Raw genomic sequence first — 22,703 nt, 5'->3', positions numbered from 1 at the left:
CAAGACCGTCTAAGGAAATGCAGTCTGGCAACGTTCGACGCCGCATCCCACTGACAAAGCAGCAAGCAACAAAGGACAAACACGACCACCAGCAGTCGCCTGAAAGCTCAGGGCAAAAGCATCATGCGCCCGGGGTTGACGGGAAGTCTCCTAAGGAGTGGTTAGGGCACATGTGTGACGACGTACCCACCGAGAGCCTCTAGCTTTTGAACGAGCAAATTGAGGTCGCTGTTGTTGTTTGCACTGAGTGTCAGATCGCCGGGATCTCCTTCGTAGTGCAAGTAAACTTCTGATTCGCCAAATTCGAACGTGTCGAACCTCTCGGCGAATGCAACGACTCCGGAGCTTGCCTTGACAGTAAGCCCCAGGCCCTTCGTTAGATCGAGGTTGACCTTGCACCACGCTTCGTGGGCGTGAGGATCGTTGGTCCCATTGACGAACGCAAACATCTTCTGCTGCCCAGCTACGTCTGAAGTAAATACACGGATGGCAAGAGACGTTTCTGGCATAGGAGATGCCCCGGCTGATGAGCCCTAACGCTAAGTAGACCCCAAAAGTGGGGTGTTGCGCCGAGTATGCAGTTCCATCCCCGACCGTTCAAGCAGCGGACTCCTGCGGCAAATCAGGCGTTTGCGTCGCGGCGCCGGTACGGACGTGGATGCGGGAGGCCGATGTTATCCGACATTTTTGAGGGTGTATGAGTTACACCGGCAAAAGTGGAGGTGTAACGGGAACGAAAACGCCGCGGTTGTTGGATCGGGTGCTGGCGTGCCGGGACATGGGGCGGGTCCATATGTCCCAGGCGGAAAACGGATCCCCCTCACCCCGGCCTCTCTACCCCCGGGCTCCATGCCACCTGATCGCGTCCCAGGTGCTTGGCCCGATACAGCGCCACGTCGGCGGCGCTGACCAGGCGCTCGAAGTTCGCGTCGGTGGCGGCAGCTCCGCCGATGCTGGTGGTGATGTTGATGGTGCGGCCGTCGAACACTGCCGGCTTCGCCGCCACCGCGGCGCGCATGCGTTCGGCCAGCGCGCCAACCTGCACCGGTTCGACCGCAGGCAACACCAGCACGAACTCCTCGCCGCCGTAACGCGCGAACAGGGCGTCGCGCACCAGGCCCACGCCGCGGATCACCCCGACGAAATGCCCGAGCACGGCGTCGCCCGCGGCATGGCCCCAGCTGTCGTTGATCGACTTGAAATGGTCCAGGTCGAACATCAGCACGCTGCAGGCCTGCCCGCGCGCGCGGCAGGCATCGACCAGGCGGGTGCCCGCCTCGATCAACGCGCTGCGGTTGAGCAGGCCGGTGAGTCCGTCGGTGCGCGCCAGCCGGCGCAGGTCCAGGGTCAGCCGCTCGGCCAGCATCAGGGTGAATCCGGTGCTCAGCAGGAACGAGGACAGGATGCCGAACAGGTAATTCCAGGTGGTAAGCAGCTCGTCGAGCGGCGTGTGCGCGAACGTCTGCGGAAACAGCACGACCACCGAACGCAGCAGGTAGAAGACTGCGTCGACGATGAAAATCAGCGCGGTGAAGCTGCAGGTGTTGCGCATGTCCCGCGGCGCGCGCCACAACAGCACCCAGACCATCCACACGTCCCAGACCACGCTGTACGCGCCGAACATCAGTGCCGATACCGTCTGCGACGGCGGCACCAGGTAGGCGTGGAGCTGATTGGCGGCGAACAACCCGACGACCGCCAGCGGCCAGCGCCAGCGCAGCGGGTAGTGCAGGTGGATGGCGATGCCCATCAGCATCAGCGCGTTGGCCAGCGCGATCAGGCCACCGCCCGCGACCGTCGAAAGCAGGCTGCCGTTTTCATCGAGACCCTGCGCGAACGCGGCGGCGGTCACTACCCAGAACGCGCTGGCCCAGATGCGCAGCGCCGGCAGGCCGCGCAGCACCAGCCCGAGCAGGGTGAAACTCATCGAGATGGCGATGCCGATGGCCGCGCCGATGACGCCCAGCGTATAGAGATCGAAGTGCATGCCCATGTCCATGTGCAACCCGAAAGCCAGGGTCGGCGTGACGCTTCCATCATGCGCACGCGGGACGTTCGGGCCGGCACGGCCCGCAAGGTAGCACGCCGTAGCACCCGCATCCCTGGCCGATGCCATGCCGCCGCAACACCACCTGCCCACCTCACCGTGCATACTCCGTCGGCAAACGCCCCACCGGCCCCCTGAAACCGCGCAGGAGTTATCCATGAAAATACTGGCCCCGCTCCTGTCCGCACTCGTCGTGCTCACCCTCACGGCGGTCGCGCCCGCCATCGCCACCACACCTGCCGCCAAGGAGCCCGCTGCCATGCATGCCACCGGCCATTTCGACGTCAAGGTCTCCCCGCAAACCCCCGACAATCCGCAGGCCCAGGCCTCCGGTCTTGCGCGGCTGTCGCTGGACAAGCAGTTCCACGGCGACCTCGACGCCGCAAGCCAGGGCGAGATGCTGGCGGCGGGTGACGGCACCACTTCGGGCGCCTACGTGGCGCTGGAAAAAGTCAGCGGCAAACTGCATGGCCGCAGCGGCAGCTTCGTGCTGGTGCACCGTGCCCTGATGGTCGACGGCACGCCGCAGGAGTGGACCGTGACGGTGGTGCCCGGCTCCGGCACCGGCGAACTGGCCGGCCTCGCTGGTGCGATGACGATCGCCATCGCCGACGGCAGGCACGGCTACGAGCTCGCCTATACCCTGCCCGGCCACTGAGCGATCGGACCGATCCCCGCCTTCGGAAAACGCCGCGATGAACCAGCCCACGGAAGCATCCGGCAGCGCCATGGCGAAAACGCCTTCCGTGCTGCGCCGGATACCGACCGGCATCTGGGCGCTCGGCCTGGTCTCGCTGTTGATGGACACCTCCTCGGAGATGATCCACGCGCTGTTGCCGATGTACCTGGTCAGCGTGCTCGGCGCCTCGGCGCTTGCGGTCGGCTTCATCGAAGGTATCGCCGAGGCCACCGCGGCGATCACCAAGGTGTTCTCCGGTGCGCTGTCCGACTGGCTGGGCCGGCGCAAGCTGCTGGTGGCGATCGGCTATGGCCTGGCCGCGTTCACCAAGCCGGTCTTCCCGCTGGCAGGCACGCTCGGCTGGGTGGTCGGCGCGCGCTTCGTGGACCGCATCGGCAAGGGTATCCGCGGCGCGCCGCGCGACGCGCTGATCGCCGACCTGGCGCCGGCCGAATTGCGCGGCGCCTCGTTCGGCCTGCGCCAGTCGCTCGATACCACCGGCGCGTTCCTTGGCCCCGCACTGGCGATCGCGCTGATGTGGCTGACCGCCGACAACATCCCGCTGGTGTTCTGGTTCGCCGTGCTGCCGGCGTTCGCCGCGTTCGCGCTGGTGCTGTTCGGCGTGCACGACGTGCCCGGCGACAGGGAAATGAAGCGGGTGCGCGCGCCGCTGTCGCGCGCCGAGCTGGCGCGCCTGCCGCGCTTGTACTGGGGCGTGGTGGCGATCGCCGCGGTGTTCACTTTGGCCCGTTTCAGCGAAGCGTTCCTGGTGCTGCGTGCGCAGGAACTGGGGTTGGGGCTGGCGCTGATCCCGCTGGTGCTGGTGGTGATGAACGTGGTGTATGCGTTGTCGTCCTACCCGGTCGGCGTGCTGGCCGATCGCTTCGACCGTGGCACGCTGCTGGCGCTGGGCGTGCTGGTGCTGGTGCTGTCGGACCTGGCACTGGCGCTCGTCGGCGGCTTGGCCGGGCTGGCCCTGGGCGTGACACTGTGGGGCCTGCACATGGGCATGACGCAAGGCCTGCTTGCCGCGATGGTCGCCGACACCGCGCCAGCCAATCTGCGCGGCACCGCGTACGGCATGTTCAACCTGGTCAGCGGATTGGCCCTGCTGGCGGCCAGCGTGGTCGCCGGCGGACTGTGGGATGCGTTCGGCTCGCGCGCCACCTTCCTCGCCGGCGCGGGCTTCGCGATCGTGGCGCTGCTCGCGCTGATCCCCGTCGCGCGGCGGGTGCGCAGGCATCGGCCCGCGCCGGGCTGAACAGCGTCACGGCGCGATGTCGATTTCGCCGGCACCGGTTCGTCGCCCAGACAATCCCGCCCCTCAGGAAAGCTGCGATGAGCCACATTCCCGCCCTCGTTCCCGCCACCGAACTGGCGGCGCGCAACCGCATGCGCTTCCCCAACGAAAGCGGCGATTACCGCCGCGCGCGCACCGCACTGCTGGCCGAGGAGATCGAGTTGCGACGGCACATCGAGCGCGTGGCCGCACTGCGCCGTGCGCTGCCGCCCGGTGGCGAGGTGACGGCCGGCTATCGCTTCCAGGGCGAACACGGGCCGGTCGATTTCGCCGGCCTGTTCGGCGACAAGCAGACCCTGGTCATCTACAGCTACATGTTCGGCCCGCAGCGCGCGCGGCCCTGTCCGATGTGCACCTCGCTGCTGAGCGCATGGGACGGCGAGGCGCGTGACGTCGACCAGCGCGTGGCGCTGGCCGTGGTGGCGCGATCGCCGATCGAGCGCCTGGTTGCGCTCAAGAACGAGCGCGGCTGGCGCGACCTCCGGCTGTACTCGGACAGCGACGGCGCCTACAGTCGCGACTACTTCGCCGTCGACCCGGCCGGCGGCGACGGCGACCAGGCCGCGCTCAATGTGTTCACCCGCCGCGACGGCACGATCCGCCACTTCTGGAGCGGCGAGATGGGCTTCGAGAGCGCCGACCCCGGCCAGGACCCGCGCGGTGCGCCGGACCTGATGCCGCTGTGGACCATCCTGGACATGACGCCCGAGGGCCGCGGCAGCGACTGGTACCCGAAACTCGACTACTGACCCCGCCAGCGGCGGAGGCGCGCGCCTCCGCCGAGCGCTCCTCAGGGCTTCGGCGCGCCGCAGTTCTCGTCCAGCTGACGCACTTCGCACTCGATCTCCCACTCGTCGCCGTGCACCTGCAGGAAGCGCCGGGTCAGCTCCAGCGCCTGCTGCATCGAATCGGCCTGCAGCAGCGCGTAGCCGCCGATCACCTCCTTGGTCTCGGTGAACGGGCCGTCGGTGTTGCCCAGCTTGCCGCGTGACAGCCGTACCCGCACGCCTTCGGCGGTGGGGCGCAGGCCACCGGTGTCCAGCAGCGTGCCGTCGGCCATCATCTCCGCCATCAGCTTGCCCATGTCGTCGATCAATTGCTGGCTGGGCTTCTGCCCGGTGCTCTCGTCGAGCCGGATCATCGAAAGGAATCGCATCGTCGTCTCTCCAGTGGGGGTGATGGAGCCATGCGACCGGGCCATCCGGCCCGCAAGCCACGCTCCTGCCATGGCGACGAACACAGTGGAGCCGGATCGACATCTGCGAAGCCACGCCCCCGCTGGCGACGAACCGCCAGCCGCACGAACTTGCGCCTATACTCGCCCGGCGTCAGCCGCACGGCGACGCCATCCATCCACGCAACGGGAGGTCATCATGATCCGCACGCTTGCATCCACCCTGCTGTTCGCGCTCGCCCTGCCCGTCCTGGCCCAGGATCACGCCAAGCCCCAGATGTCGCCGGACGAGGCGGCGATGATGGCGGCCTACCAGCGGGCCGGCACACCCGGCAAGCAGCACGCCGAACTGGCCAAGTCGGCCGGCAACTACACACTGTCGATCCGCAGCTGGGATCGGCCGGGCGCCGCGCCCAGCGATGAAAAAGGCACCGCCACGCGCAAGATGACCCTGGACGGCCGGGTGATGGTGGAAATGGTGCAGGCAAAGATGCACGGCCAGCCGTTCAGCGGCCACGGCATGGTCGGCTACGACAACGTCAGCGGCAAATGGTGGAGCACCTGGAACGACTCCATGTCCACCGGCCTGATGGTCAGCGAGGGCGACTGCGACGACCAGGGTGCCTGCATCTTCACCGGCAGCTGGAACGACCCGATCACCAAGGGCAAGGTCAGCGCGCGCATGGAAAGCCGCTGGACGAACCCCGACACCGAGGTGTTCTCGATGTACGGCCCGGGCCCGGACGGCAAGGAGTACAAGATGATGGAGATGACCTACACCCGCCATTGATCCGCCACGCGGTGCCGGGCCGCCGTGGCCCGGTACCGCATCACCGCAACGGCGTGCTCATGGCCCTCTCGCGCAGCGGTCGTCGCTGCAACCCTCTGCCGCTTGCGCGTCGACTGCCGCAGCGGACGACTGCCTCGCCTCGACCAGCAGCGCGCCAAGTTCCGCGCCGAGCAGCAGGTCGTCGTACTGGCCGAACACCTGGCGCCGCAAGCGTCCCTGCGCGTCGATCAGGATCGCGGTCGGCGTGCCCTGCATGGCGTACGCGCGCATGGTGCAAGGGATCGGATCGCCGTCCGGGCCGGGCGCGTCGATGCCGACCGGAAACGTCACGCGGTATTCGTACAGGAATGCGCGCAGCGACTCCGGCCCCATCGCCGCGTGATGCTCGAACACCGTGTGCAGGCCGACCACCGCCAGCGGCGCGCCCTCGAACAACTTCGCCACGCGCTGCGCCTGCGGGATGCCGTGCGCCACGCAACCCGGGCAGAGCATCTGGAAAGCATGCAGCAGCACCACCTTGCCGCGCAGCTGCGCGAGCTCCAGCGGCTGCGGCGTATTCAGCCAGGCGGTGGTGTGCCACTCGGGGGCCGGTTCCGGCAGCATCAGAAATCTCCCTCCTTGATGTACGGGTAGGTCCACAGCGTCATCTGCAGCAGACATGACTTCAGCCACGCAGCGTACATCTTCTCCACGTCTCCAGCGGAATGCCCCTTGCTGGCGAGGAACGCCCGGAGCGTGATCGTCACCGGGTAGATCAACGCAAACAGGTCGCGGAACGGCACGATGGCGGTCGAGGCGGCACCATCGGTGCGGTTCTTCTTCGCGCGGTGGTGGCGCAGGCCGATCTCGTGCTGGTAGTCGAGCCAGCGCTGGTCGTACTCGGCGTCGGCCGTGTCGAGGATCCAGCGGCCGAAGCGCTTGCGCACGGCGCCGAGGTAATCGCCCAGCGGCTTGCCGTCGGCGCTGCCGGTGAAGGATGCCAACAAGTGCGGTTGCGAGCCGACGAAGCCGTACCAGACGTCGAGGATCGCCTCGACCTGGTCTTCCACGATGCCGCGCGAAAGGCGCAGATACTTGACGTCCTCATCATCGAACAGGATGCTCTTCTTCATCAGTTCGAAGTCGCCGAGCGTCACTGGAGAACGCGCGAGCGCACTGGTGCCGAAGGTGTAGCCGGGGATGGCGTGGGTTTCTTTCATGGCCTGGTTCCTTTGGTTGCGCCGGGTTCGGGGCGCGGGCTTGCGCCTCGTGGCCGGGGACTCTAGCGACGGCGACGGCGCACGTCAGGAAGGCACTTTCCGGTAAGGTGGTTACGACATGGGCGAGCACGAACCCGCAACCAGCAGGCAGCCGGATACGGCGAACGCAGCTCCCATTCCCGTCGCCTCGATGGTCGAGAGCATCGTCGGCTGCAAGTGGTCGATCCGGCTGCTGCAGCTCTGCGCGGAAGGCAACCACCGCCCCAGCGCGCTGCTGCGCGCCTGCGCGGGGCTGTCCGCCAAGGTGATGAACGAGCGCCTGCGCAAGATGACCCGCTTCGGCATCATGCATCGCACCGTGCATGGCGAGAAACCGCCGGTGGAGGTGGAATACCGGCTGACGCCGTTCGGCCGCCGCTTCATGGGCATACTCGAAGAGGTGCAGCGGCTGCAGCAGGCGGTCGAGTGTGGCGCGATCGGCGACGTGTCGGAAAGGGCGCGGCGGGAAAACGCCTGATCGTCGATCGGGCGCCTGCATTTGGCGTAGGCCACATGGCAGGCCGGTCGCAGCGGACGACGGCGATGGTGCTATCCGTCCGCGGCGCGCGCTTCCGCGACCAGCGTGGGGATCAGTTCCGACACCGTCGGATGGATCGGCACCGTGCGCTGCAGCTGCGCGGCGGTGGCGCCCGTGCTCATCATGTCGATGATGCCGTGGATCGCCTCGTCGCCTTCGACGCCGAGGATCGCGGCGCCGAGGATCGCCTTCGTCTCCGCGTCGACGATCACCTTCATGAAGCCCTGCGTCTCGTCCTTTTCCACCGCGCGGCCGACCCGGCTCATCAGCCGCTTGCCGATCAGGAACGGGCGCCCGCGCTGGCGCGCCTGCGCCTCGTTGATGCCGACGCGACCCAGTGGCGGGTCGATGTACAGCGCGTAGCCGCTGACGCGTTCGCTGAGCTTGCGCTGCTCGCCATCGAGCAGGTTCGCCGCGACCATCTCGAAGTCGTTGTACGCGGTATGCGTGAACGCACCGCGGCCGTTGCAGTCGCCGAGTGCCCAGATGCCGGGCGCGCTGGTGCGCAACTCGTCGTCGACGGTGATGTAGCCGCGCGCATCGGTCGTCACGCCAGCCTTGTCGAGGCCGAGATCAGCGGTGTTCGGCACGCGCCCTACCGCTACCAGCACGTGGCTGCAGGCGAGCCGCTCGCCGTCGACCGTCACCGCGAGCGTTTCACCGGCGCCCGCGAACGCGAGCTCGGCGACGCCGGTACGGATGTCGATGCCCTCGCCTTCCAATATCCCGCGCACCGCCGTTGCCACGTCCTCGTCCTCGCGCCCGATCAGCTGTGGGCCTTTTTCCACCACGGTGACGCGGGCGCCAAAGCGGCGATACATCTGCGCGTATTCCAGCCCGATGTAGCTGCCGCCGACGATCAGCAAGTGTGCCGGTACGCGGTCCAGGCCCAGGATCGAGGTATTGGTGAGGTACGGAATGTCGTGCAGGCCGGGCATCTCCGGCACCGCGGCGCGGCCACCGACATTCAGGAAGATCTGCGGCGCGCTGAGCCGCTCCTCGCCCACGCGCAGGGTTCGCGCATCCTCGAACTGCGCATGGCCTTCGATCACCGTGCAGCCGTCCATGCCGTCCAGCCAGCTGCGCACGTTGCGGCGTGCGTTCGCGATGACGGTATCGGCGCGCGCCTTCACCCTGGCCATGTCGACGCCCACCGCGCCCGTCAGCACCACGCCGAAATCGGCCGCGCGGCGGGCTACGTGCGCGGCACGCGCGCTGGCGACCAGGGTCTTGGTCGGCATGCAGCCGGTGTTGACGCAGGTACCGCCAAACAGCTTGCGCTCGACCAGCGCCACCGACTGGCCGGCCTGGGTCAGCCGGTTCGCCAGCGGCGGGCCGGCCTGACCGGCGCCGACGATGATGGCGTCGAAGCGGCGGCTCACAGCGCCACGGCCGTGAACTGCAACGCGCCGTGCTTCGGCAACCCGGACCCGTGGAGAACCATGCCGCCACTTCCCGTACGAAAGCGGCTTTTGTAACGCGAACCGCCGCACGAGCCCGGCAAATTTCCGTGAAGCCAGCGTCCACGAGGACAGCGTGACCGCAACCCTTCAACCGCCGGGCGGCACGTCGAACCGATAAGTCGTGCTTTGCGCCGACGCGCGCTGGCCGAACTCGTGGGCGAAAGCCGCGAGGTGCGCATAGGGCGCGAGCGGGACGGTAACGCGGAAGGCCAGATGCTCGAGCAGGCAGAACAGCGAGACTTCCAGCACGCTGAGGTCGCGTGGCGGCAGCGCGTCGATCACCGCCGACAGCCGTTGGTCCAGCCACGCCAGCGCGTTGCGCAGGCCCGCGGCGGCCTTGACGAAGTAGACGCTGTCCGCCGGAAGCTTCGCGACCTGCATGCCGAAGGCGAGCTGCACCTGCGCCTGCATGGCATGCCAGACGAGTTCCTGCGCGTTGCGCGCCCGCAGGTCGCGCACATCCTCGGGCCAGACGATGCGCCGCGGCTGCGGCGCGGCTTCCGCCAGCACGCGGCAGATGTTTTCGGCGCCGAACACGGTCGCGGTGCCGATGCTGAGCACCGGCAGCTTGAGCGCCGGATTGCCCGCGTAGTCGCGCGCATCCAGCGACGCCAGGTCGTACACCGGAGCGAACTCGCAGGTCACGCCCAGCTCCTGCGCAAATACGCGCACCAGGCGGGTGAAATGCGAACTGCTGCGACCGGTGATCCGCAGCGGCGGCTTCATGTCTTCAGCACCATCTTCACGGGACAAGACACCACCTCATCGGCAACTCTGGAACAGGCAGGCTACTCCTCCAGGCCCGCGCCGACCCACTGCATTTCCGCAGCCACCGGCATTACGCGTTCCTCGCCGAACTGCCCTGCGCGAAAGCGACGAAACCCTCCACGAACTTGCGCAGCGAGTCACGGGCGCGCGCATCGGTGATGGCGCCGTCGGCATCGAACACGCTGCCTGCGCGCGACACCAGCAGGCGGCCGCCGGTCCAGAGTTCCGCACCAAGCGTGCGCAGCACCGGCAGCCAGGCGTTCTGCGACAGGATGGTGCCGAAGCCGCCGGGCGACGCGCCCATCAGCGCCACCGGCTTGCCGGCGAACACGCGCGGGATGTCGGCCGCCGGTCGCGTCAGCCAGTCCAGCGCGTTCTTGGTCACGCCGGGAATGCTGTTGTTGTATTCGGGCGTGGCGATCAGCAGGCCGTCGGCCGCGGCGATCGCATCCTTGAGCGCGGCGACCTCGGCAGGGATGCCGTGCGCGGCTTCATCGTCGCCGTTGTAGAGCGGAAACGCGGCGATCGACATCATCTCCAGCCGGCTGCCGGCCGGCATCATCGCGTCCGCGGCACGCAGCAGCGCGGTATTGAACGAGTTCTTGCGCAGGCTGCTGGAAAACCCCACCAGAACGGTCATGTCCCACCTCCGACACCGTCGCGGCGACGGGAGCGGCAAGCATAACGCAGGGGAAACGCGGCCGCGCCACGAGCGGGACTTTCGGCCCGGTCGCGGCCAACGCGCTTCCTCTACCATCGAAGAATCACCGATCCGGAGTTCCCCATGTCACTGCTTCGCCTCGCGATGCTCGCCACCCTGTCGCTCGCGCCCGCCGCGGCGTTCGCCGCCGACGAGAAGGACGGCAAGACGTCCAAATGGGACATCAATGCCGCGCATGGCCCGACCAAGACGGTCAAGTTCACCACCGACGAGGGCACCTGGATCGACCTCGACGTCAGCCCGGACGGCCGCAGCATCGTGTTCGCCCTGCTCGGCGACCTCTACCTGCTGCCGATCGAAGGCGGCAGCGCGAAGCGGCTCACCTCGGGGCCGGCCTGGGACGTGCAGCCGCGGTTTTCGCCGGACGGCAGGGAGATCGCGTTCACTTCGGACCGCGGCGGCGGCAACAATCTCTGGCGCATACCGGTGGGTGGCGGCAGCGCGAGCGCAGTCAGCAAGGAGGATTTCCGCCTGTTGAACAACCCGGCGTGGACGCCGGATGGCCAGTACCTGATCGGCCGCAAGCATTTCACCGGCGAGCGCTCGCTCGGCGCCGGCGAGCTGTGGATGTATCACAAGAGCGGCGGCGCCGGCCTGCAGCTGACCAAGCAGAAGAACGACCAGCAGGACCTGGGCGAACCTGCAGTGAGTCCGGATGGCCGCTATGTCTATTACTCCGAGGACGTCAGCGCCGGGCCGTACTTCCAATACAACAAGAATCCGCACGAGGTGATCTACGCGATCAAGCGGCTCGACCGCCGGACCGGCGAGACCGAGACCATCGTGGCGACGCCCGGTGGCGCGGTACGGCCGCAGCCATCGCCGGACGGAAAATCGCTGGCCTTCGTCAAGCGCGTGCGCGATAAGAGCGTGCTGCACCTGGTCGACCTCGACACCGGCGACGTGCGTGCGCTGTGGGACGGCCTCTCGCACGACATGCAGGAAGCCTGGGCGATCTTCGGCCCCTACGCGAACTTCGCCTGGACCCCGGATGCGAAAAACCTGGTGATCTGGGCGCAGGGCAAGCTGTGGCGCGTCGATGCCGACCATGGCGCGGCCACCCAGATCCCGTTCAGCGCCGCCGTCGAGCAGACCGTCGCGCAACCGCTGCGCTTCGAACAGAAACTCGACCAGGGCAGCTTCGCGCCGAAGATGATCCGCGACGTCGCCACCAGCCCCGACGGCACGACGCTGGTGTTCCATGCGGTCGGCCACCTGTGGACCAAGGCATTGCCGGATGGCACGCCGCAGCGGCTGGTTGCCGGAGACGGCCAGTTCGAATACCAGCCCGCGTTCAGCCCCGACGGTCGCAAGCTGCTGTACACGACCTGGTCCGACGCGGCACAGGGCGCGATCGTCGAGCGCGACCTTGCCAGCGGCCAGACCCGCACGCTGACCAACAAGCCCGGCTTCTACTACGCCCCGACGTATTCGCGCGACGGCAGCCAGATCGCCTACGCGAAGACCGCCGGCGGTTCGATCAGCGGCAATCTCAATGCCGGCGAAGCCGGCATCTACCTGATGCCGACCAACGGCGTCATGGCGACGCGGATCGCGAAATCCGGCAGCAACCCGCAGTTCGCTGCCGATGGTCAGCGCGTGTACTTCCTGACCGGCAGCGGCCTCAAGAAAAAGCTGCAAAGCGTGGGCATCCACGGCGAGGAACCGCGCGACGTGTTCGACCTGAAATACGTCGATGCAGTCAGCCTGAGCCCGGACGGCCAGTGGGTCGCGTTCACCGAACTGTTCAACGCCTACGTCGCACCGTTGCCGCAGACCGGCGCCGCGATCGAGCTGTCCAAGGACACCAAGGCGATTCCGGTGACCCAGGTCAGCAAGGATGTCGGCTCCTACCTGCACTGGTCGGCCGACTCGAAGGCGCTGCACTGGATGGTCGGGCGCAACTACCACTCGCGCGATCTCAAGGACGCGTTCGCCTTCGTGCCCGGCGCGCCGAAACAGCTGCCCAAGCCCGGCAGCGAAAAGGGCATCGACGTCGGCCTGACCGTGCCGATGGACCGCCCGAACGACACCTTTGCATTCACCCACGCGCGCATCATCACGATGAAGAACGCGCAAGGCGGCGAGCAGGAAGTGATCGAGGACGGCACGCTCGTCGTCGAGGGCGACACGATCAAGGCGGTCGGCGCGAACGTCGCGATCCCGGCCGACGCGACAGTCATCGACGTCACCGGCAAGACCATCGCGCCGGGCTACGTCGACGCGCACGCGCACGCCAACCACTTCTTCACCGGCGTGGTGCCGCAGGCGAACTGGGCGTATTACGCCAACCTCGCGTTCGGCGTCACCACCATGCACGATCCGTCGGCCACCACCGAAACCGTGTTCTCGCAGGCCGAACTGCTCAAGTCCGGCGACCTGGTCGGCCCGCGCGTGTTCTCCACCGGCACGATCCTGTACGGCGCCGACGGCGACTTCAAGGCGGTGGTGAACTCGCTCGACGACGCCCGCGCCCACCTGCGCCGGATGCAGGCGAACGGCGCGTTCAGCGTGAAGAGCTACAACCAGCCGCGCCGCGAACAGCACCAGCAGATCAACCAGGCCGCGCGCGAGCTGGGCATGCTGGTGGTCGAGGAAGGCGGCTCCACGCTCAACCACAACCTGCCGATGATCCTCGACGGCGTCACCAGCATCGAGCACAACCTGCCGGTCGCGCCGCTGTACGCCGACGTGATCAACCTGTGGAAGCAGACCGACGTGCGCAACACGCCGACCCTGGTGGTGAACTACGGCGGCCTGTCCGGCGAGAACTACTGGTATGCGCGCGACAACGTGTGGGAAGACAAGAAGCTCAACCGCTTCTTCCCGCGCGAAACGCTGGACGCCCGCTCGATCCGCCGCGACACCGCGCCGGAGTGGGACTACTACTACAAGGAAGTCGGCGCGGCCGCGAAGAAACTGCGCGACGCCGGCGTGAAGATCCAGACCGGCGGCCACGGCCAGCTGCAGGGCCTGTCCGAGAACTGGGAAATCTGGATGCTCGCGCAGAGCGGCTTCAGCAACTGGGAAGCCCTGCGCGCAGCCACCTACGACGGCGCCGACCTGCTCGGCCTGGCCCGCTACATCGGCTCGCTGGAACCGGGCAAGCGCGCCGACTTCGTTGTGCTCAACGGCAACCCGCTGGAGAACATCCGCGCCACCGCCGACACCCGCTACGTCGCCATCAATGGCCGCGTCTTCGACGTGGACGCCGACATGGCCGAAGTGGGCGGGAAAAATCGTCCGGCGCCCGAGTTCTACTGGCAACGCCACCGCGACGGCCGCAGCTTCGGCACCGAATTCGGGCCCACCGCGCAGTGCCACTGCCCGAAGTCCGGCACCGCGCACCGGCACTGAGGTTGAAGCCCCTCCCCCGGCGCCGGCGGGGGAAGGGCGGCTCGGCGGCCGGCATGCACTCCTGGCTGCCGCCGACGCGTTGGCCGGCAACGCCGGCCCGATGCCCTGAGGCCCCGGGTTTCGCCGCGGCGTTCCGCCTGCGACCGAAAATATCCATTTTTTGCCGCACTTCGACTCACATAACATCATGTTCATGGATGTTTGCGTAAGATACGTGGACTTCCCCTGCTCCGCAGCCCCATGTCGGGCTTTACCGCGCGCCCGGTCGTGCCGCAGAGCTATTGAGTCGTCGCCCGCCCCGGCGGGCGTCCCACCCTCTTCGCCGCACACCGCAGCAGCACAGGCCTGCACACCACCACGGAGCAACCAGCAGAAAGGAGAAACCATGCCCCGCAAGTCCATCCAGACCGCCAGCCAGCGCAGCACCACGTCGCGCCTGTTCGGCACCGGCAAGGGCAAAAACCCGGGCCACATCATGACCAGCGAAACCATCGCCGCCGACATCGCGGCATTCAAGAAACGCGGCGGCCGCATCGAGGTCTTGGGCGACACTCCGTTCCGTACCCGCAGCCAGGCCACCAGCTTCCGCTCCCGCAAGCCACGCCCCGCAGCCAGCAACACCGCCGCGCGAGACTGACGCCCGCCACCGGCAGGCGGACTTCGCATCGGGCGAAGTCTGCCTTCGATGCAGGACAGGACCCACTCCCGGAACACCCTTGGTTCCGTCCGAGGCCGGCGCTCGGCAAACCGGTCAGTCACGCGCCCTGCCCCGACCCCGCCCGTGGGTTACGATGCCGCCCTCGCCGCGCTCATGGCGAGCCGCCGCTCCAAGGAGATTGCCCGCCGTGCCGCACTATTCCGGCCCCCTGCTCACGCGCCCGACTGCCGCGGCGCTGCTGGCCGCGCGCGATGCCGGCGCGGGCGAATGGCACGGCTCGCTGGACCTGGAAGTCTCGAACGACAAGGCGTCGCTGCAGGCGGATGACTGGCTGTGGCGGGGGCGGCGCTATCCGTATCCGTCCGCGCTGAAGGACCGCACGATCTACTGCTGGGACGGCGACGAATTCGCGCCGGCGGCACGCTATGCCGGTTCGCTGATCAAGCTGGTGCCCACCGGGTGGGGGGCACCCACCTTCGAGATCGACGGCATCAAGATGCTGCCCACCGCGAAGGAATCGCCGATCGAGGACGCCCGGCGCAAGGTCGCGCTGATCGAGCCCCGCGGCAAGGTCGTGCTGGATACCTGCGGCGGCCTGGGCTACTTCGCGGCATGCTGCCTGGAGGCCGGCGCGGCCCGCATCCATTCGTTCGAGAAGAATTCCGACGTGCTGTGGCTGCGCACGCTCAACCCGTGGTCGCCCGACCCCGACGCCCCGGCAAGCGGCGGCCGCCTGCAGCTCACCCATGCCGACGTGTCGCAGGCGATTGCGCACATCGCCGACGCCTCGGCGGACGCGCTGCTGCACGACCCGCCGCGCTTCGGCATCGCCGGCGAGCTGTACGCGCAGGCATTCTACGAACAACTCGCGCGCGTGCTGCGCCGCGGCGGCCGGCTGTTCCACTACACCGGCAGCCCGAACAAGCTCACCAGTGGCCGCGACGTGCCGCGCGAGGTGGCCAGGCGACTGGAGCAAGCCGGCTTCAAGGCGCAACTGGCGCTGGACGGCGTGCTGGCGACGCGGCGCTGAAGAAGGCCGACCGGGAAAGCGGCCCGGGCTGATCCTCCGGTTCAAGCCAGAACGGGCGCGATGGACACCGCCCATCACGCCCGTTGCCGGGTGCCTTACCGAAACCTCAGAGCCCGATAGCCGAGATACGCGTCGCCCAGTTGCCCAGCGCACCGCGCGTGCCGCCACACTGGAACAGCGGAGCGGTCAGGTATTGGGCCAGGGTGCACGTCTGCGCGATGTACTCCGACGCGGTCCAGATCGTGTTGCCGTCGGCCGCAGCTGCACCATAGTCGCCCCAGCGCGGCGCGGAGCCGAAGAAGGGAAGCCCGGTAAAGCCGTCCCACGGACCGGCGCCCGCCGCGGCGACATGCACCTCGCCGGCGCCGATCTTCGCGTCCAGGCTGGCGTAGCCGGCGCTGGGATAGTCGTTGGGTCCAACCACGGTGAACGCGATGACGCCGCGTCCGCTTTGCGTGACGGCTGCCGCGCCGTAGGTCAGATTCGCGTCGGGCAGGGCCAGCGTGCCGTTGGCGAAGACGCCGCCGGAGTTCGGATTGATGACGAAGTAGTTGATGCCCGAACCATGGCTGCCATCAGCCAGCAGGACGTCGGTATCCAGCGTACCCCAGAGTTTGCCGTTGGCGTAGCTCACCTGCTGCATGCGCGAGTCGTTCACCGCCATGCCGCGTGGTGCCGGATAGACGATGTTCGGATAGCCGAGATAGGTCGGCGCGCACCCGGTCAGGGCGAAGCAGTCGCGCAGCGGCGTACTGCCCGGCTTCTGCCTGGCCAGGCTGCTCGGCACAGCGTACTGCTGCACCGTCAGCGGCGAAACGTTCAGCGTCAGCGCGGTGGGCGCGGTGTCGATGGCCTGCGTGTTCGACACCGACCACAACCAGATCGTGTTCGACGTGCCCGAGTCGTAGAACACGGCGTCCGAACTGAGCAGGTACTCGGTGCCGCCCTGCTTGCCGGCATATTGCCCGCCGGACGAGATGGCCGGCCAGACCGTGAACGCGGGCGCCGGGATGCTCGGATCGCCGCCGTTGAACAGCACCACGTTCGGCGAGGCGCCACCCGACGCCAGCGCCTGCTTGGAGATGGCGTAGATCTGCGCGCCGTAGAAGCCGGGTCCGAACAGCGCGAACTCGTTGGTGGTCAGGAAGACCGCATGGGCGTCGGCGCCGATGTGGGGGTAGTCGCCCAGGCAGAATCCGCCCGTACAGCCGTGATCCGGCGTGCCCTGCGTGCCGTTGTTCTGCACCGGCAGCGAGTAAACGTTCCAGGCGCCGGTGGGGTCGGCAGTCTGGCTGACCGCGATGTCCAGGTGATTGGTGCCGGCCAGGAACGACGTCGTGCCGATGCGGTCGAGCGTCAGCACGACCTGGAACCAGCGCTGCGTGCCTGCATCGTAGTAACAGGACGGGTCGGTGATGCTGGGTCCGTACGCGCCGGTGCCGCGATTGATCGCCGCGGGGTAGCCGTAGAACGTGTTGAGATCGACCGGGCCGACGAGCCTGTTGCCGGCGTTGTCGTAGATCGCCAGGACGTCGTTGACGCTTTCCATGACGAATCCGTTGCCGGCACACAAGCCCTGGTCAGGCGGCTCCACCGAGAACTGATTGCCGCCATTGGCGTAACGCTGGTCGTGGAAGTTGAGGCCGTCGAAGCCGCCCAGGAGTTCCGGGTGCGACTTGGCGCGCCTGGCATTTCCCATCCGGTTGCTGCCGGCGTGGCCGTGGGCGATGCTGCGATTCACCACGGGTTGCCCTCCGAGGTCACCGCCATCGCCCGAATCGGCGTCCCCCGCGGTCATCGCCGGATCCAGCTCCAGGCTGGCCAGCGGCGCGCCGCCTACCGGCGTGGTCGCTGGCACCGTGGTGCCCACTTTCTGCAGTTTGAGCGTCGTCGGCGTAGTGCCCAGGGCGCACGTGGCGAACGCCACGGCCGCTACTGCGATGAGCAGTCGAGTCTTCATGTCATCGGTCTCCCGTTTGTTTGACTAGGTGACCGCGTCCCCTGAAGGACGCTGGCATCGGTCGTGCCGACGAGCGCCCACGCAAGTACGCATATGGACATATGCGCCCGGCCACGATACGCGCGCCCAAAAAAGATCGCCACTGCCCCCGCAGAGCCCCCGGAAACCCCGCGCGAGCCAGCCAGACGACTGGAGAAAGCCTGGTTCAAGCCGCAGCTGGTGCCGGATGGCGTGCTGGCCACGCGGTACTGAAGCGCCAGTTGGCGGAAACACTCCCGGCAGGAACCACCCGGCGGATCGAATTCGATCTCCCAAAGGTGCACTGCGGTCCGACTGGCGAACGATTGTTGATCCACCGGTCGTGAAGAAGCACGGACTCAGGTGCTGATAAGCCCATCGCGCGAAAGCGGAGGCATGGACCGCAGTTGAGACTCGTCAGGCACGACATGCAACTCGTATTCGAAGCTCTGCTCCAGATCACCAGATGGCTTCCCCGCGTTGTCGTAGCGCGCATGCACCACCAAATAATGGACGCCCTCGCTCAACGGGCCAAGCATGATCCAGTAGCCGTCGCTGGCCGCCGGAACGTAGTCTTCGCGGCGTTCGAGATATTTTGCATTCGCATAGGCGTCGAAGCAGCGCGTGCCGCTGACCCGATGCGAACTGATCCGCTGGACGGGTTGGCCGTCCAGTATCACGCTGGCCTCGGCGAGTTTGTCGTTGTTGTCGCGAGCCTGCGACCGGGCTGCACTGCAGCCGATGGGCCTGCCGGGCCGGGCATGGACATTCATGGCAATGACGGGAAAGAAAATGAAGCGCCCACCCGGGACATCACATCGCCTTTTGACCCGCATCGTCCCCTCTGTGCCGGCCAGGAACCAGACTGGCCCCGACTGGTTCATACCGCACTGCGCGCCAGTGGGATCCTGATAGGCACGCACGCCGTCGGGCAGTTGCATCGCCCATTGCCACCAGCGTTCGGCATACTCCGACTGCGCTATGCCATCGACTTTCTGCTGCGGATCCAGCACCAGTGTCGTGGTGGTTTGCGCAACCACACCGGAAGCGGCCAGGAGGCAGGCCATCCAGACGTACCGGATCATTCGGACGATGCCTCCGATGTCTTGTCGATCGTCTTCAACATCGCCCTGACATGCTGCAGCTCCTGCATCTGCCGGAAATCGTTGGGATCGGCGGTTGCCTCAAACTTGCGTAGAGCCTGAGTCACTTCCTCGCCGTTGATGCCCTGCCCCAGCAACACGGACCCGCGGGTCATCCAGCCAGGAGCGAACTTGGGGTATTCCTTGTTCAGCAGATCGACGTACTTGCGCGCCTTGGTCAACTTGTGCGCGCTGAGCATTGCGCGCGTCAGTTCATGCAACGCAGCGCGCCGCGTACCGGCATCCTTCATGGCGGCCAGATAATCGGCTTCTGCCTGTGCAGGTGCCCCGGAATTCCAGTACGCGGCACCAAGCAGGTAATGGGCATAGGCATCTCCCGGGTCTTGTGCCACGGCGGCTTTCAGGCTGTCGATCGCCCACTTCGGCTCCCACGCCAGATTGACCAGCAGGCGCCCGCGAATCCGGTTGGCCTCCTGCGTACCCTGACCAAAACGCGAGGCTTCGAGCAGTATCACCAATTGCTCCCAGCGATCCACCGACGTCGTGTAGTCCAGCCATCGGCCCATCTTGTCAAAGGCAAGGCTGTTGGTCGAGTTGATCAGCACGGATCGAAGCATGCTTGCCGCAGCGTTGTAACTGTCGGTCTTGCTGGCCATGTCTGCCGCGTCGACTTGCGGCCAGATGGTATTGAGTGCCAGCAGGGGACGCTGTGGCACGTAAGCCGAAAGCTGGACAGCCAGCGTATTCATTGCCGCGTAACTGCCACCCCAGCGAGGCTCCAGGTTCACCATCATGGTGGCCGTGAGCACCTTGCATGCCGGATCCACGCTCATGCCATGCGCAAAAGCCGCGTTCTGCACATCATCGCGGCGTGATTCGAATCCGGCCGCCGACGCGATACCCGCGTCAGCCTGCAGCAACCGCGGCTCAAGCTCCAGCGCCTTGCGGTAGTTCTCGATGGCCTTGTCGAGGAACTCGGACATGCGCTGCATGTTCTCCGACGGAGTGTCAGCTGCCCATTTGCCTCCCCTCGCCTTGCTCGCCATGGCAAGAAAGTACTGGCCACGCGCAGTCAGGGCATAAGGACTTGCGGGTGCCATCTCGACCCATCGCATACTCAACTGACCGGACGCCACCGAGTCATCGAACCCCTCAAAGTCGCGGTGGATGACCTCGCTGAAGCGGTCCTTCGAAAAATGGCGGTCAAGGTCCGCCTTGAACCGGGCATCGAGTTCAGTGATGGCGTCGCGATCAAGATAACCACGAACGTCATCAAGCGTGATCGCCGGGTCGAACACCAAATGGCAGTGGGCGGCGGCCAGACCGGCAGGCCATTGGTTGTCCGGATAGTCCGGATACGCCAGGCAGCGCTGCAAGGGATCCTTGATCGCCTCTGCCTGTTTGGCCTTCTCGATAAAGCTGCGGTAACCCGCTGGCGCATCACGCCATGGCGCAGGCTTGGCTGGTACGGCTTGCGCCATGACCGACGGCATACCGACCGCCATGGCAATGCACAGCACGCCCCATGACAGGAATCGGCGACGGTTTTGCATTTCTTCCCCTGTGACCAGAGACCGACCCTGGCCCCCGCTGGCGATATTGCGCAAAACCGTAACCGTTTGTCACGTATCTACCCAGTTACGTCATGCACGTGATTCGCCGACAGCTATTCACCGCCACCATGATCGCCCGCGGGCGGATCAGGAGCCTGGTCGCCGCAGGCACTTCGATCCGCGTGGGTGGCATCTTCTCGCCCTACTTGCGCGCCGCGATGATCCGGCCGAGGTAGTCCGGCGTGCCTTCGACGCGCACCAGGTGCGGGTACTTCAGGCCGTCGTGGTAGTCCACCGGCACGGTCCGGTATGCGCCCTGGTACTTCAGCAACAGCTGGATCGGCGCCTTGCCGCCCTTGGCCGCGGCGATCGCATCCTTCAGCACGTCGCGCGTGTAGGCCGTGTCGTTGACCGCCACCAGGGTCGCGCCGGTGCTGACGCCGGCCTTGAACGCCGGGCCGTTCCAGCGCACGTCGTTGATCCGGTCGTTCTTGCCGATGGTCAGGCCGATCGACCAGGCGAAGTTGAACAGATGGCGGGACGATTCCGGCCGGCTGTCGTACTGCTTCTCGTATGCGCTCTGCTGGTCGGTGTAGACCAGCTTCCAGCCGCTGCCCGCGATGCCGTCCAGCAGCGGCGGCTTGCGCGCATCGACGCGCGCATGCAGGAAGTCGGCCCAGTCGTACGACGCCACGCCGTTCAGCGCCGCGACCACGTCGTCGAAGGTGTAGGTCCTGGTGACGAAGCTGCCGTCGTCGACGCCGAAGAATGCGCGTGCGAAATCGTCCAGCGACTTGCGCTCATGGGTAAGCGCGCGCAGTTTGGCGTCCACCGCCAGCCACAGCATCTGGCCGCCGCTGTAGTACTCCTCGCTCATCTGCCAGCTGCGGTACGGCAGGCCCGAGCGGCGCGCGGCAGTCGGGTCGTTGGTGGTGTCCTCCAGCGTGCGCCAGCCCAGACCGGGGCGGTTGCGCTCGTAGTTGGCGGCCACCATGGCCAGCGCGTCGCGGAACTGCTCGGGTGTCCACAGGCCGGCGCGCGCGGTCAGCACGAAGCCCCAGTACTGCGTCTGCCCTTCGTATACCCACAGCAGCGAATCGCCCATCGGCACGTTGAAGTTGGGCGTCCACAGGTCGGCCGGGCGGCGGAACTTGCCGTTCCACGAATGCGTGTACTCGTGCGCCAGCAGGTCGCGGCCGGGCGCGGCGTCGCTCCAGGCGGTGAAGTAGTCAGCGCCCAGGCCGTTCTCGCTGGACTGGTGATGTTCCAGGCCGTTGCCGTCCAGTTCGTCCGACAGCGAGAACAGGAAGTCGTAGTGGTCGTAATGGTGCGAGCCGAACAGCTTGGTCGCCTGCGTCACCAGCGCACGGTGCGCCTGCAGCTGCTGCGGGGTGATCTCCAGATACTTCGGCGCGTCGGCGACGATGTCCAGGTGCACCGGCGCCTTGCCGCCGGGGTTGAGGTCGACACGCTTGAAGTAGCGGCCCGCGTACATCGGCGAGTCGACCAGCGTGTTGAACGGCACCGGATTGAAGGCGGTGGTGTCGCCCGCGTGCGAGGCCGGCTCCAGCGCGCTGCCGAACTGCCAGCCCCGCGGCAGCGTCACGCTGGGCGCGAAGCTGATGCCGCGCGTGTATTGCCCGGCCGGATACAGCGCCATCTTGTTCCACTCCAGCGCCAGCATGCGGTCGGTCATTTCGATCGAGCCGTCGCTGCCGGTGCGGCCGGACAGGTACTGAAAGTCCGCCTCGATGCTGGAGACGCCGGCAGGCACGTCGAGATGGAACGCGTACACGTCGTACTCGTCGCGCGTCCATGCCAGCGACTTGCCGCCGGCGCTGAAGGCGAGGCCGGCGAGCATGGCGACCGGACCGGTCGGCGAGTGGTCGCCGGGAATCCACTGCGGGTACAGCAGGGTCAAGGCGCCGGGCTGCACCGGGATCGTCTCGTGCACCCGGAAGATGCCCTGCGAGGTGTCGCCGGCATCGACGTGGATGGCGATCGTGCCGGGGTACGGCGTGTCTTGCGGAGGCGGCACCCTGGCGCCCGATGCCGCTTGTGCGCACACGGTACCCGCGGCCAGCGCGAACGCTACGGCCATGGCCACGCGCGCCGCCCGGCGGTGCGCACCAGCCGGCAACCCGGCGAGAAAAGCAACGGACATGAGAGGCTCCAGCATGCAGCGCCAAGGACCCCAACAACTTAGCACCAGGCGAGGCCACGGCGCCCCGAAATGCGTTCCTTGCCGATGCGCAGCCACCTTCCCCTGCATCCTCCAGCCCGGTTGTGCCCTACTATCGGCCCGT

The 22,703-nt window shown here is 67.0% G+C and carries 20 protein-coding genes; 8 read left to right on the top strand and 12 right to left on the bottom strand.

Annotated features, from left to right (window positions below):
- Window positions 1–161: 161 nt before the first annotated feature.
- Both R5H19_RS12535 and R5H19_RS12530 read right to left on the bottom strand, forming a co-directional pair.
- Window positions 162–449 (bottom strand): hypothetical protein, encoded by a 288-nt coding sequence (locus R5H19_RS12535; protein WP_318159332.1) that lies wholly within the window; start codon window positions 447–449, stop codon window positions 162–164.
- Between the two features lie 371 nt (window positions 450–820).
- Complete coding sequence (locus R5H19_RS12530; RefSeq protein ID WP_318159331.1) at window positions 821–1,987, bottom strand: GGDEF domain-containing protein; 1,167 nt, start codon at window positions 1,985–1,987, stop codon at window positions 821–823.
- A 217-nt stretch (window positions 1,988–2,204) separates the two neighbouring features.
- Here R5H19_RS12530 and R5H19_RS12525 point away from each other — a divergent pair, with 217 nt between their 5' ends.
- The 3 genes from R5H19_RS12525 to R5H19_RS12515 all read left to right on the top strand — a co-directional run bounded on the left by R5H19_RS12525 (window position 2,205) and on the right by R5H19_RS12515 (window position 4,775).
- Window positions 2,205–2,705, top strand: a complete 501-nt coding sequence (locus tag R5H19_RS12525; protein ID WP_318159330.1) for a DUF3224 domain-containing protein — start codon at window positions 2,205–2,207, stop codon at window positions 2,703–2,705.
- A 37-nt stretch (window positions 2,706–2,742) separates the two neighbouring features.
- Complete coding sequence (locus tag R5H19_RS12520) at window positions 2,743–3,987, top strand: MFS transporter (protein WP_318159329.1); 1,245 nt, start codon at window positions 2,743–2,745, stop codon at window positions 3,985–3,987.
- Window positions 3,988–4,064: 77 nt separating this feature from the next.
- A complete protein-coding gene (locus R5H19_RS12515; protein WP_318159328.1) occupies window positions 4,065–4,775 on the top strand; it encodes a DUF899 family protein in 711 nt (236 codons plus the stop codon).
- Window positions 4,776–4,816: 41 nt separating this feature from the next.
- Here R5H19_RS12515 and R5H19_RS12510 read toward each other — a convergent pair whose 3' ends face one another.
- Window positions 4,817–5,182, bottom strand: coding sequence for a YciI family protein (locus R5H19_RS12510; protein WP_318159327.1), 366 nt, complete (start codon window positions 5,180–5,182; stop codon window positions 4,817–4,819).
- Window positions 5,183–5,399: 217 nt separating this feature from the next.
- Between R5H19_RS12510 and R5H19_RS12505 the strand changes: the two genes are divergently transcribed.
- Window positions 5,400–5,990 (top strand): DUF1579 domain-containing protein, encoded by a 591-nt coding sequence (locus R5H19_RS12505; protein WP_318159326.1) that lies wholly within the window; start codon window positions 5,400–5,402, stop codon window positions 5,988–5,990.
- A 57-nt stretch (window positions 5,991–6,047) separates the two neighbouring features.
- On the opposite strand, the gene R5H19_RS12500 is transcribed toward R5H19_RS12505, so the two are convergent.
- Both R5H19_RS12500 and R5H19_RS12495 read right to left on the bottom strand, forming a co-directional pair.
- A complete protein-coding gene (locus tag R5H19_RS12500; RefSeq protein ID WP_318159325.1) occupies window positions 6,048–6,593 on the bottom strand; it encodes a redoxin domain-containing protein in 546 nt (181 codons plus the stop codon).
- Window positions 6,593–7,189 (bottom strand): protoglobin domain-containing protein, encoded by a 597-nt coding sequence (locus tag R5H19_RS12495; protein WP_318159324.1) that lies wholly within the window; start codon window positions 7,187–7,189, stop codon window positions 6,593–6,595. The genes R5H19_RS12500 and R5H19_RS12495 overlap by 1 nt, the downstream gene beginning before the upstream one ends.
- A 118-nt stretch (window positions 7,190–7,307) precedes the next feature.
- On the opposite strand from R5H19_RS12495, the gene R5H19_RS12490 reads away from it, so the two are divergent.
- Complete coding sequence (locus R5H19_RS12490; protein ID WP_318159323.1) at window positions 7,308–7,706, top strand: winged helix-turn-helix transcriptional regulator; 399 nt, start codon at window positions 7,308–7,310, stop codon at window positions 7,704–7,706.
- A gap of 71 nt (window positions 7,707–7,777) precedes the next feature.
- Here the strand turns inward: R5H19_RS12490 and R5H19_RS12485 are convergent, their stop codons facing one another.
- From R5H19_RS12485 to R5H19_RS12475, 3 genes are all read right to left on the bottom strand, one after another.
- Entirely contained in the window at window positions 7,778–9,148 is a 1,371-nt protein-coding gene (locus R5H19_RS12485; RefSeq protein WP_318159322.1) for an FAD-containing oxidoreductase, read from the bottom strand.
- Between the two features lie 168 nt (window positions 9,149–9,316).
- The gene (locus tag R5H19_RS12480) at window positions 9,317–9,955 is read right to left on the bottom strand and encodes a glutathione S-transferase family protein (protein WP_318159321.1); all 639 of its coding nucleotides are present in this window, start codon (window positions 9,953–9,955) and stop codon (window positions 9,317–9,319) included.
- A 112-nt stretch (window positions 9,956–10,067) separates the two neighbouring features.
- Window positions 10,068–10,637: an NADPH-dependent FMN reductase gene (locus tag R5H19_RS12475; protein WP_318159320.1), complete on the bottom strand. Its 570-nt coding sequence runs from the start codon at window positions 10,635–10,637 to the stop codon at window positions 10,068–10,070.
- Window positions 10,638–10,781: 144 nt separating this feature from the next.
- On the opposite strand from R5H19_RS12475, the gene R5H19_RS12470 reads away from it, so the two are divergent.
- From R5H19_RS12470 to R5H19_RS12460, 3 genes are all read left to right on the top strand, one after another.
- Window positions 10,782–14,075 carry an amidohydrolase family protein gene (locus tag R5H19_RS12470; RefSeq protein ID WP_318159319.1) on the top strand — a complete coding sequence of 1,098 codons (3,294 nt, stop codon included), beginning with the start codon at window positions 10,782–10,784 and terminating at the stop codon, window positions 14,073–14,075.
- 385 nt (window positions 14,076–14,460) lie between these two features.
- Window positions 14,461–14,712 (top strand): hypothetical protein, encoded by a 252-nt coding sequence (locus tag R5H19_RS12465; protein ID WP_318159318.1) that lies wholly within the window; start codon window positions 14,461–14,463, stop codon window positions 14,710–14,712.
- Between the two features lie 208 nt (window positions 14,713–14,920).
- On the top strand, window positions 14,921–15,763 hold the full coding sequence (locus R5H19_RS12460) for an SAM-dependent methyltransferase (RefSeq protein WP_318159317.1): 843 nt from the start codon (window positions 14,921–14,923) through the stop codon (window positions 15,761–15,763).
- Window positions 15,764–15,869: 106 nt separating this feature from the next.
- On the opposite strand, the gene R5H19_RS12455 is transcribed toward R5H19_RS12460, so the two are convergent.
- The 4 genes from R5H19_RS12455 to R5H19_RS12440 all read right to left on the bottom strand — a co-directional run bounded on the left by R5H19_RS12455 (window position 15,870) and on the right by R5H19_RS12440 (window position 22,561).
- Entirely contained in the window at window positions 15,870–17,723 is a 1,854-nt protein-coding gene (locus R5H19_RS12455; RefSeq protein ID WP_318159316.1) for a hypothetical protein, read from the bottom strand.
- A 377-nt stretch (window positions 17,724–18,100) separates the two neighbouring features.
- Complete coding sequence (locus tag R5H19_RS12450; protein WP_318159315.1) at window positions 18,101–18,826, bottom strand: hypothetical protein; 726 nt, start codon at window positions 18,824–18,826, stop codon at window positions 18,101–18,103.
- Window positions 18,823–20,397 carry a DUF4034 domain-containing protein gene (locus R5H19_RS12445; RefSeq protein WP_318159314.1) on the bottom strand — a complete coding sequence of 525 codons (1,575 nt, stop codon included), beginning with the start codon at window positions 20,395–20,397 and terminating at the stop codon, window positions 18,823–18,825. Before R5H19_RS12445 ends, R5H19_RS12450 begins: the two co-directional genes overlap by 4 nt.
- A gap of 202 nt (window positions 20,398–20,599) precedes the next feature.
- On the bottom strand, window positions 20,600–22,561 hold the full coding sequence (locus R5H19_RS12440; protein ID WP_318159313.1) for a peptidase M61: 1,962 nt from the start codon (window positions 22,559–22,561) through the stop codon (window positions 20,600–20,602).
- Window positions 22,562–22,703: the final 142 nt, after the last annotated feature.

It is taken from the genome of Rhodanobacter sp. KK11 (assembly GCF_033345435.1).
GTDB lineage: Bacteria > Pseudomonadota > Gammaproteobacteria > Xanthomonadales > Rhodanobacteraceae > Rhodanobacter.
The sequence above is the reverse complement of the archived record's forward strand: the minus strand, read 5'-3'. Positions and strand labels throughout refer to the sequence as shown.

Bases quoted from the DNA above. Each gene is read 5' to 3' on its own strand.
- R5H19_RS12525 (WP_318159330.1), top strand. From the start codon at position 2,205: ATGAAAATACTGGCCCCGCTCCTGTCCGCACTCGTCGTGCTCACCCTC.
- R5H19_RS12455 (WP_318159316.1), bottom strand. From the start codon at position 17,723: ATGAAGACTCGACTGCTCATCGCAGTAGCGGCCGTGGCGTTCGCCACG.
- R5H19_RS12520 (WP_318159329.1), top strand. From the start codon at position 2,743: ATGAACCAGCCCACGGAAGCATCCGGCAGCGCCATGGCGAAAACGCCT.
- R5H19_RS12505 (WP_318159326.1), top strand. From the start codon at position 5,400: ATGATCCGCACGCTTGCATCCACCCTGCTGTTCGCGCTCGCCCTGCCC.
- R5H19_RS12475 (WP_318159320.1), bottom strand. From the start codon at position 10,637: ATGACCGTTCTGGTGGGGTTTTCCAGCAGCCTGCGCAAGAACTCGTTC.
- R5H19_RS12465 (WP_318159318.1), top strand. From the start codon at position 14,461: ATGCCCCGCAAGTCCATCCAGACCGCCAGCCAGCGCAGCACCACGTCG.
- R5H19_RS12490 (WP_318159323.1), top strand. From the start codon at position 7,308: ATGGGCGAGCACGAACCCGCAACCAGCAGGCAGCCGGATACGGCGAAC.
- R5H19_RS12535 (WP_318159332.1), bottom strand. From the start codon at position 449: ATGTTTGCGTTCGTCAATGGGACCAACGATCCTCACGCCCACGAAGCG.
- R5H19_RS12470 (WP_318159319.1), top strand. From the start codon at position 10,782: ATGTCACTGCTTCGCCTCGCGATGCTCGCCACCCTGTCGCTCGCGCCC.
- R5H19_RS12450 (WP_318159315.1), bottom strand. From the start codon at position 18,826: ATGATCCGGTACGTCTGGATGGCCTGCCTCCTGGCCGCTTCCGGTGTG.
- R5H19_RS12495 (WP_318159324.1), bottom strand. From the start codon at position 7,189: ATGAAAGAAACCCACGCCATCCCCGGCTACACCTTCGGCACCAGTGCG.
- R5H19_RS12480 (WP_318159321.1), bottom strand. From the start codon at position 9,955: ATGAAGCCGCCGCTGCGGATCACCGGTCGCAGCAGTTCGCATTTCACC.
- R5H19_RS12445 (WP_318159314.1), bottom strand. From the start codon at position 20,397: ATGCAAAACCGTCGCCGATTCCTGTCATGGGGCGTGCTGTGCATTGCC.
- R5H19_RS12500 (WP_318159325.1), bottom strand. From the start codon at position 6,593: ATGCTGCCGGAACCGGCCCCCGAGTGGCACACCACCGCCTGGCTGAAT.
- R5H19_RS12510 (WP_318159327.1), bottom strand. From the start codon at position 5,182: ATGCGATTCCTTTCGATGATCCGGCTCGACGAGAGCACCGGGCAGAAG.
- R5H19_RS12440 (WP_318159313.1), bottom strand. From the start codon at position 22,561: ATGTCCGTTGCTTTTCTCGCCGGGTTGCCGGCTGGTGCGCACCGCCGG.
- R5H19_RS12515 (WP_318159328.1), top strand. From the start codon at position 4,065: ATGAGCCACATTCCCGCCCTCGTTCCCGCCACCGAACTGGCGGCGCGC.
- R5H19_RS12530 (WP_318159331.1), bottom strand. From the start codon at position 1,987: ATGCACTTCGATCTCTATACGCTGGGCGTCATCGGCGCGGCCATCGGC.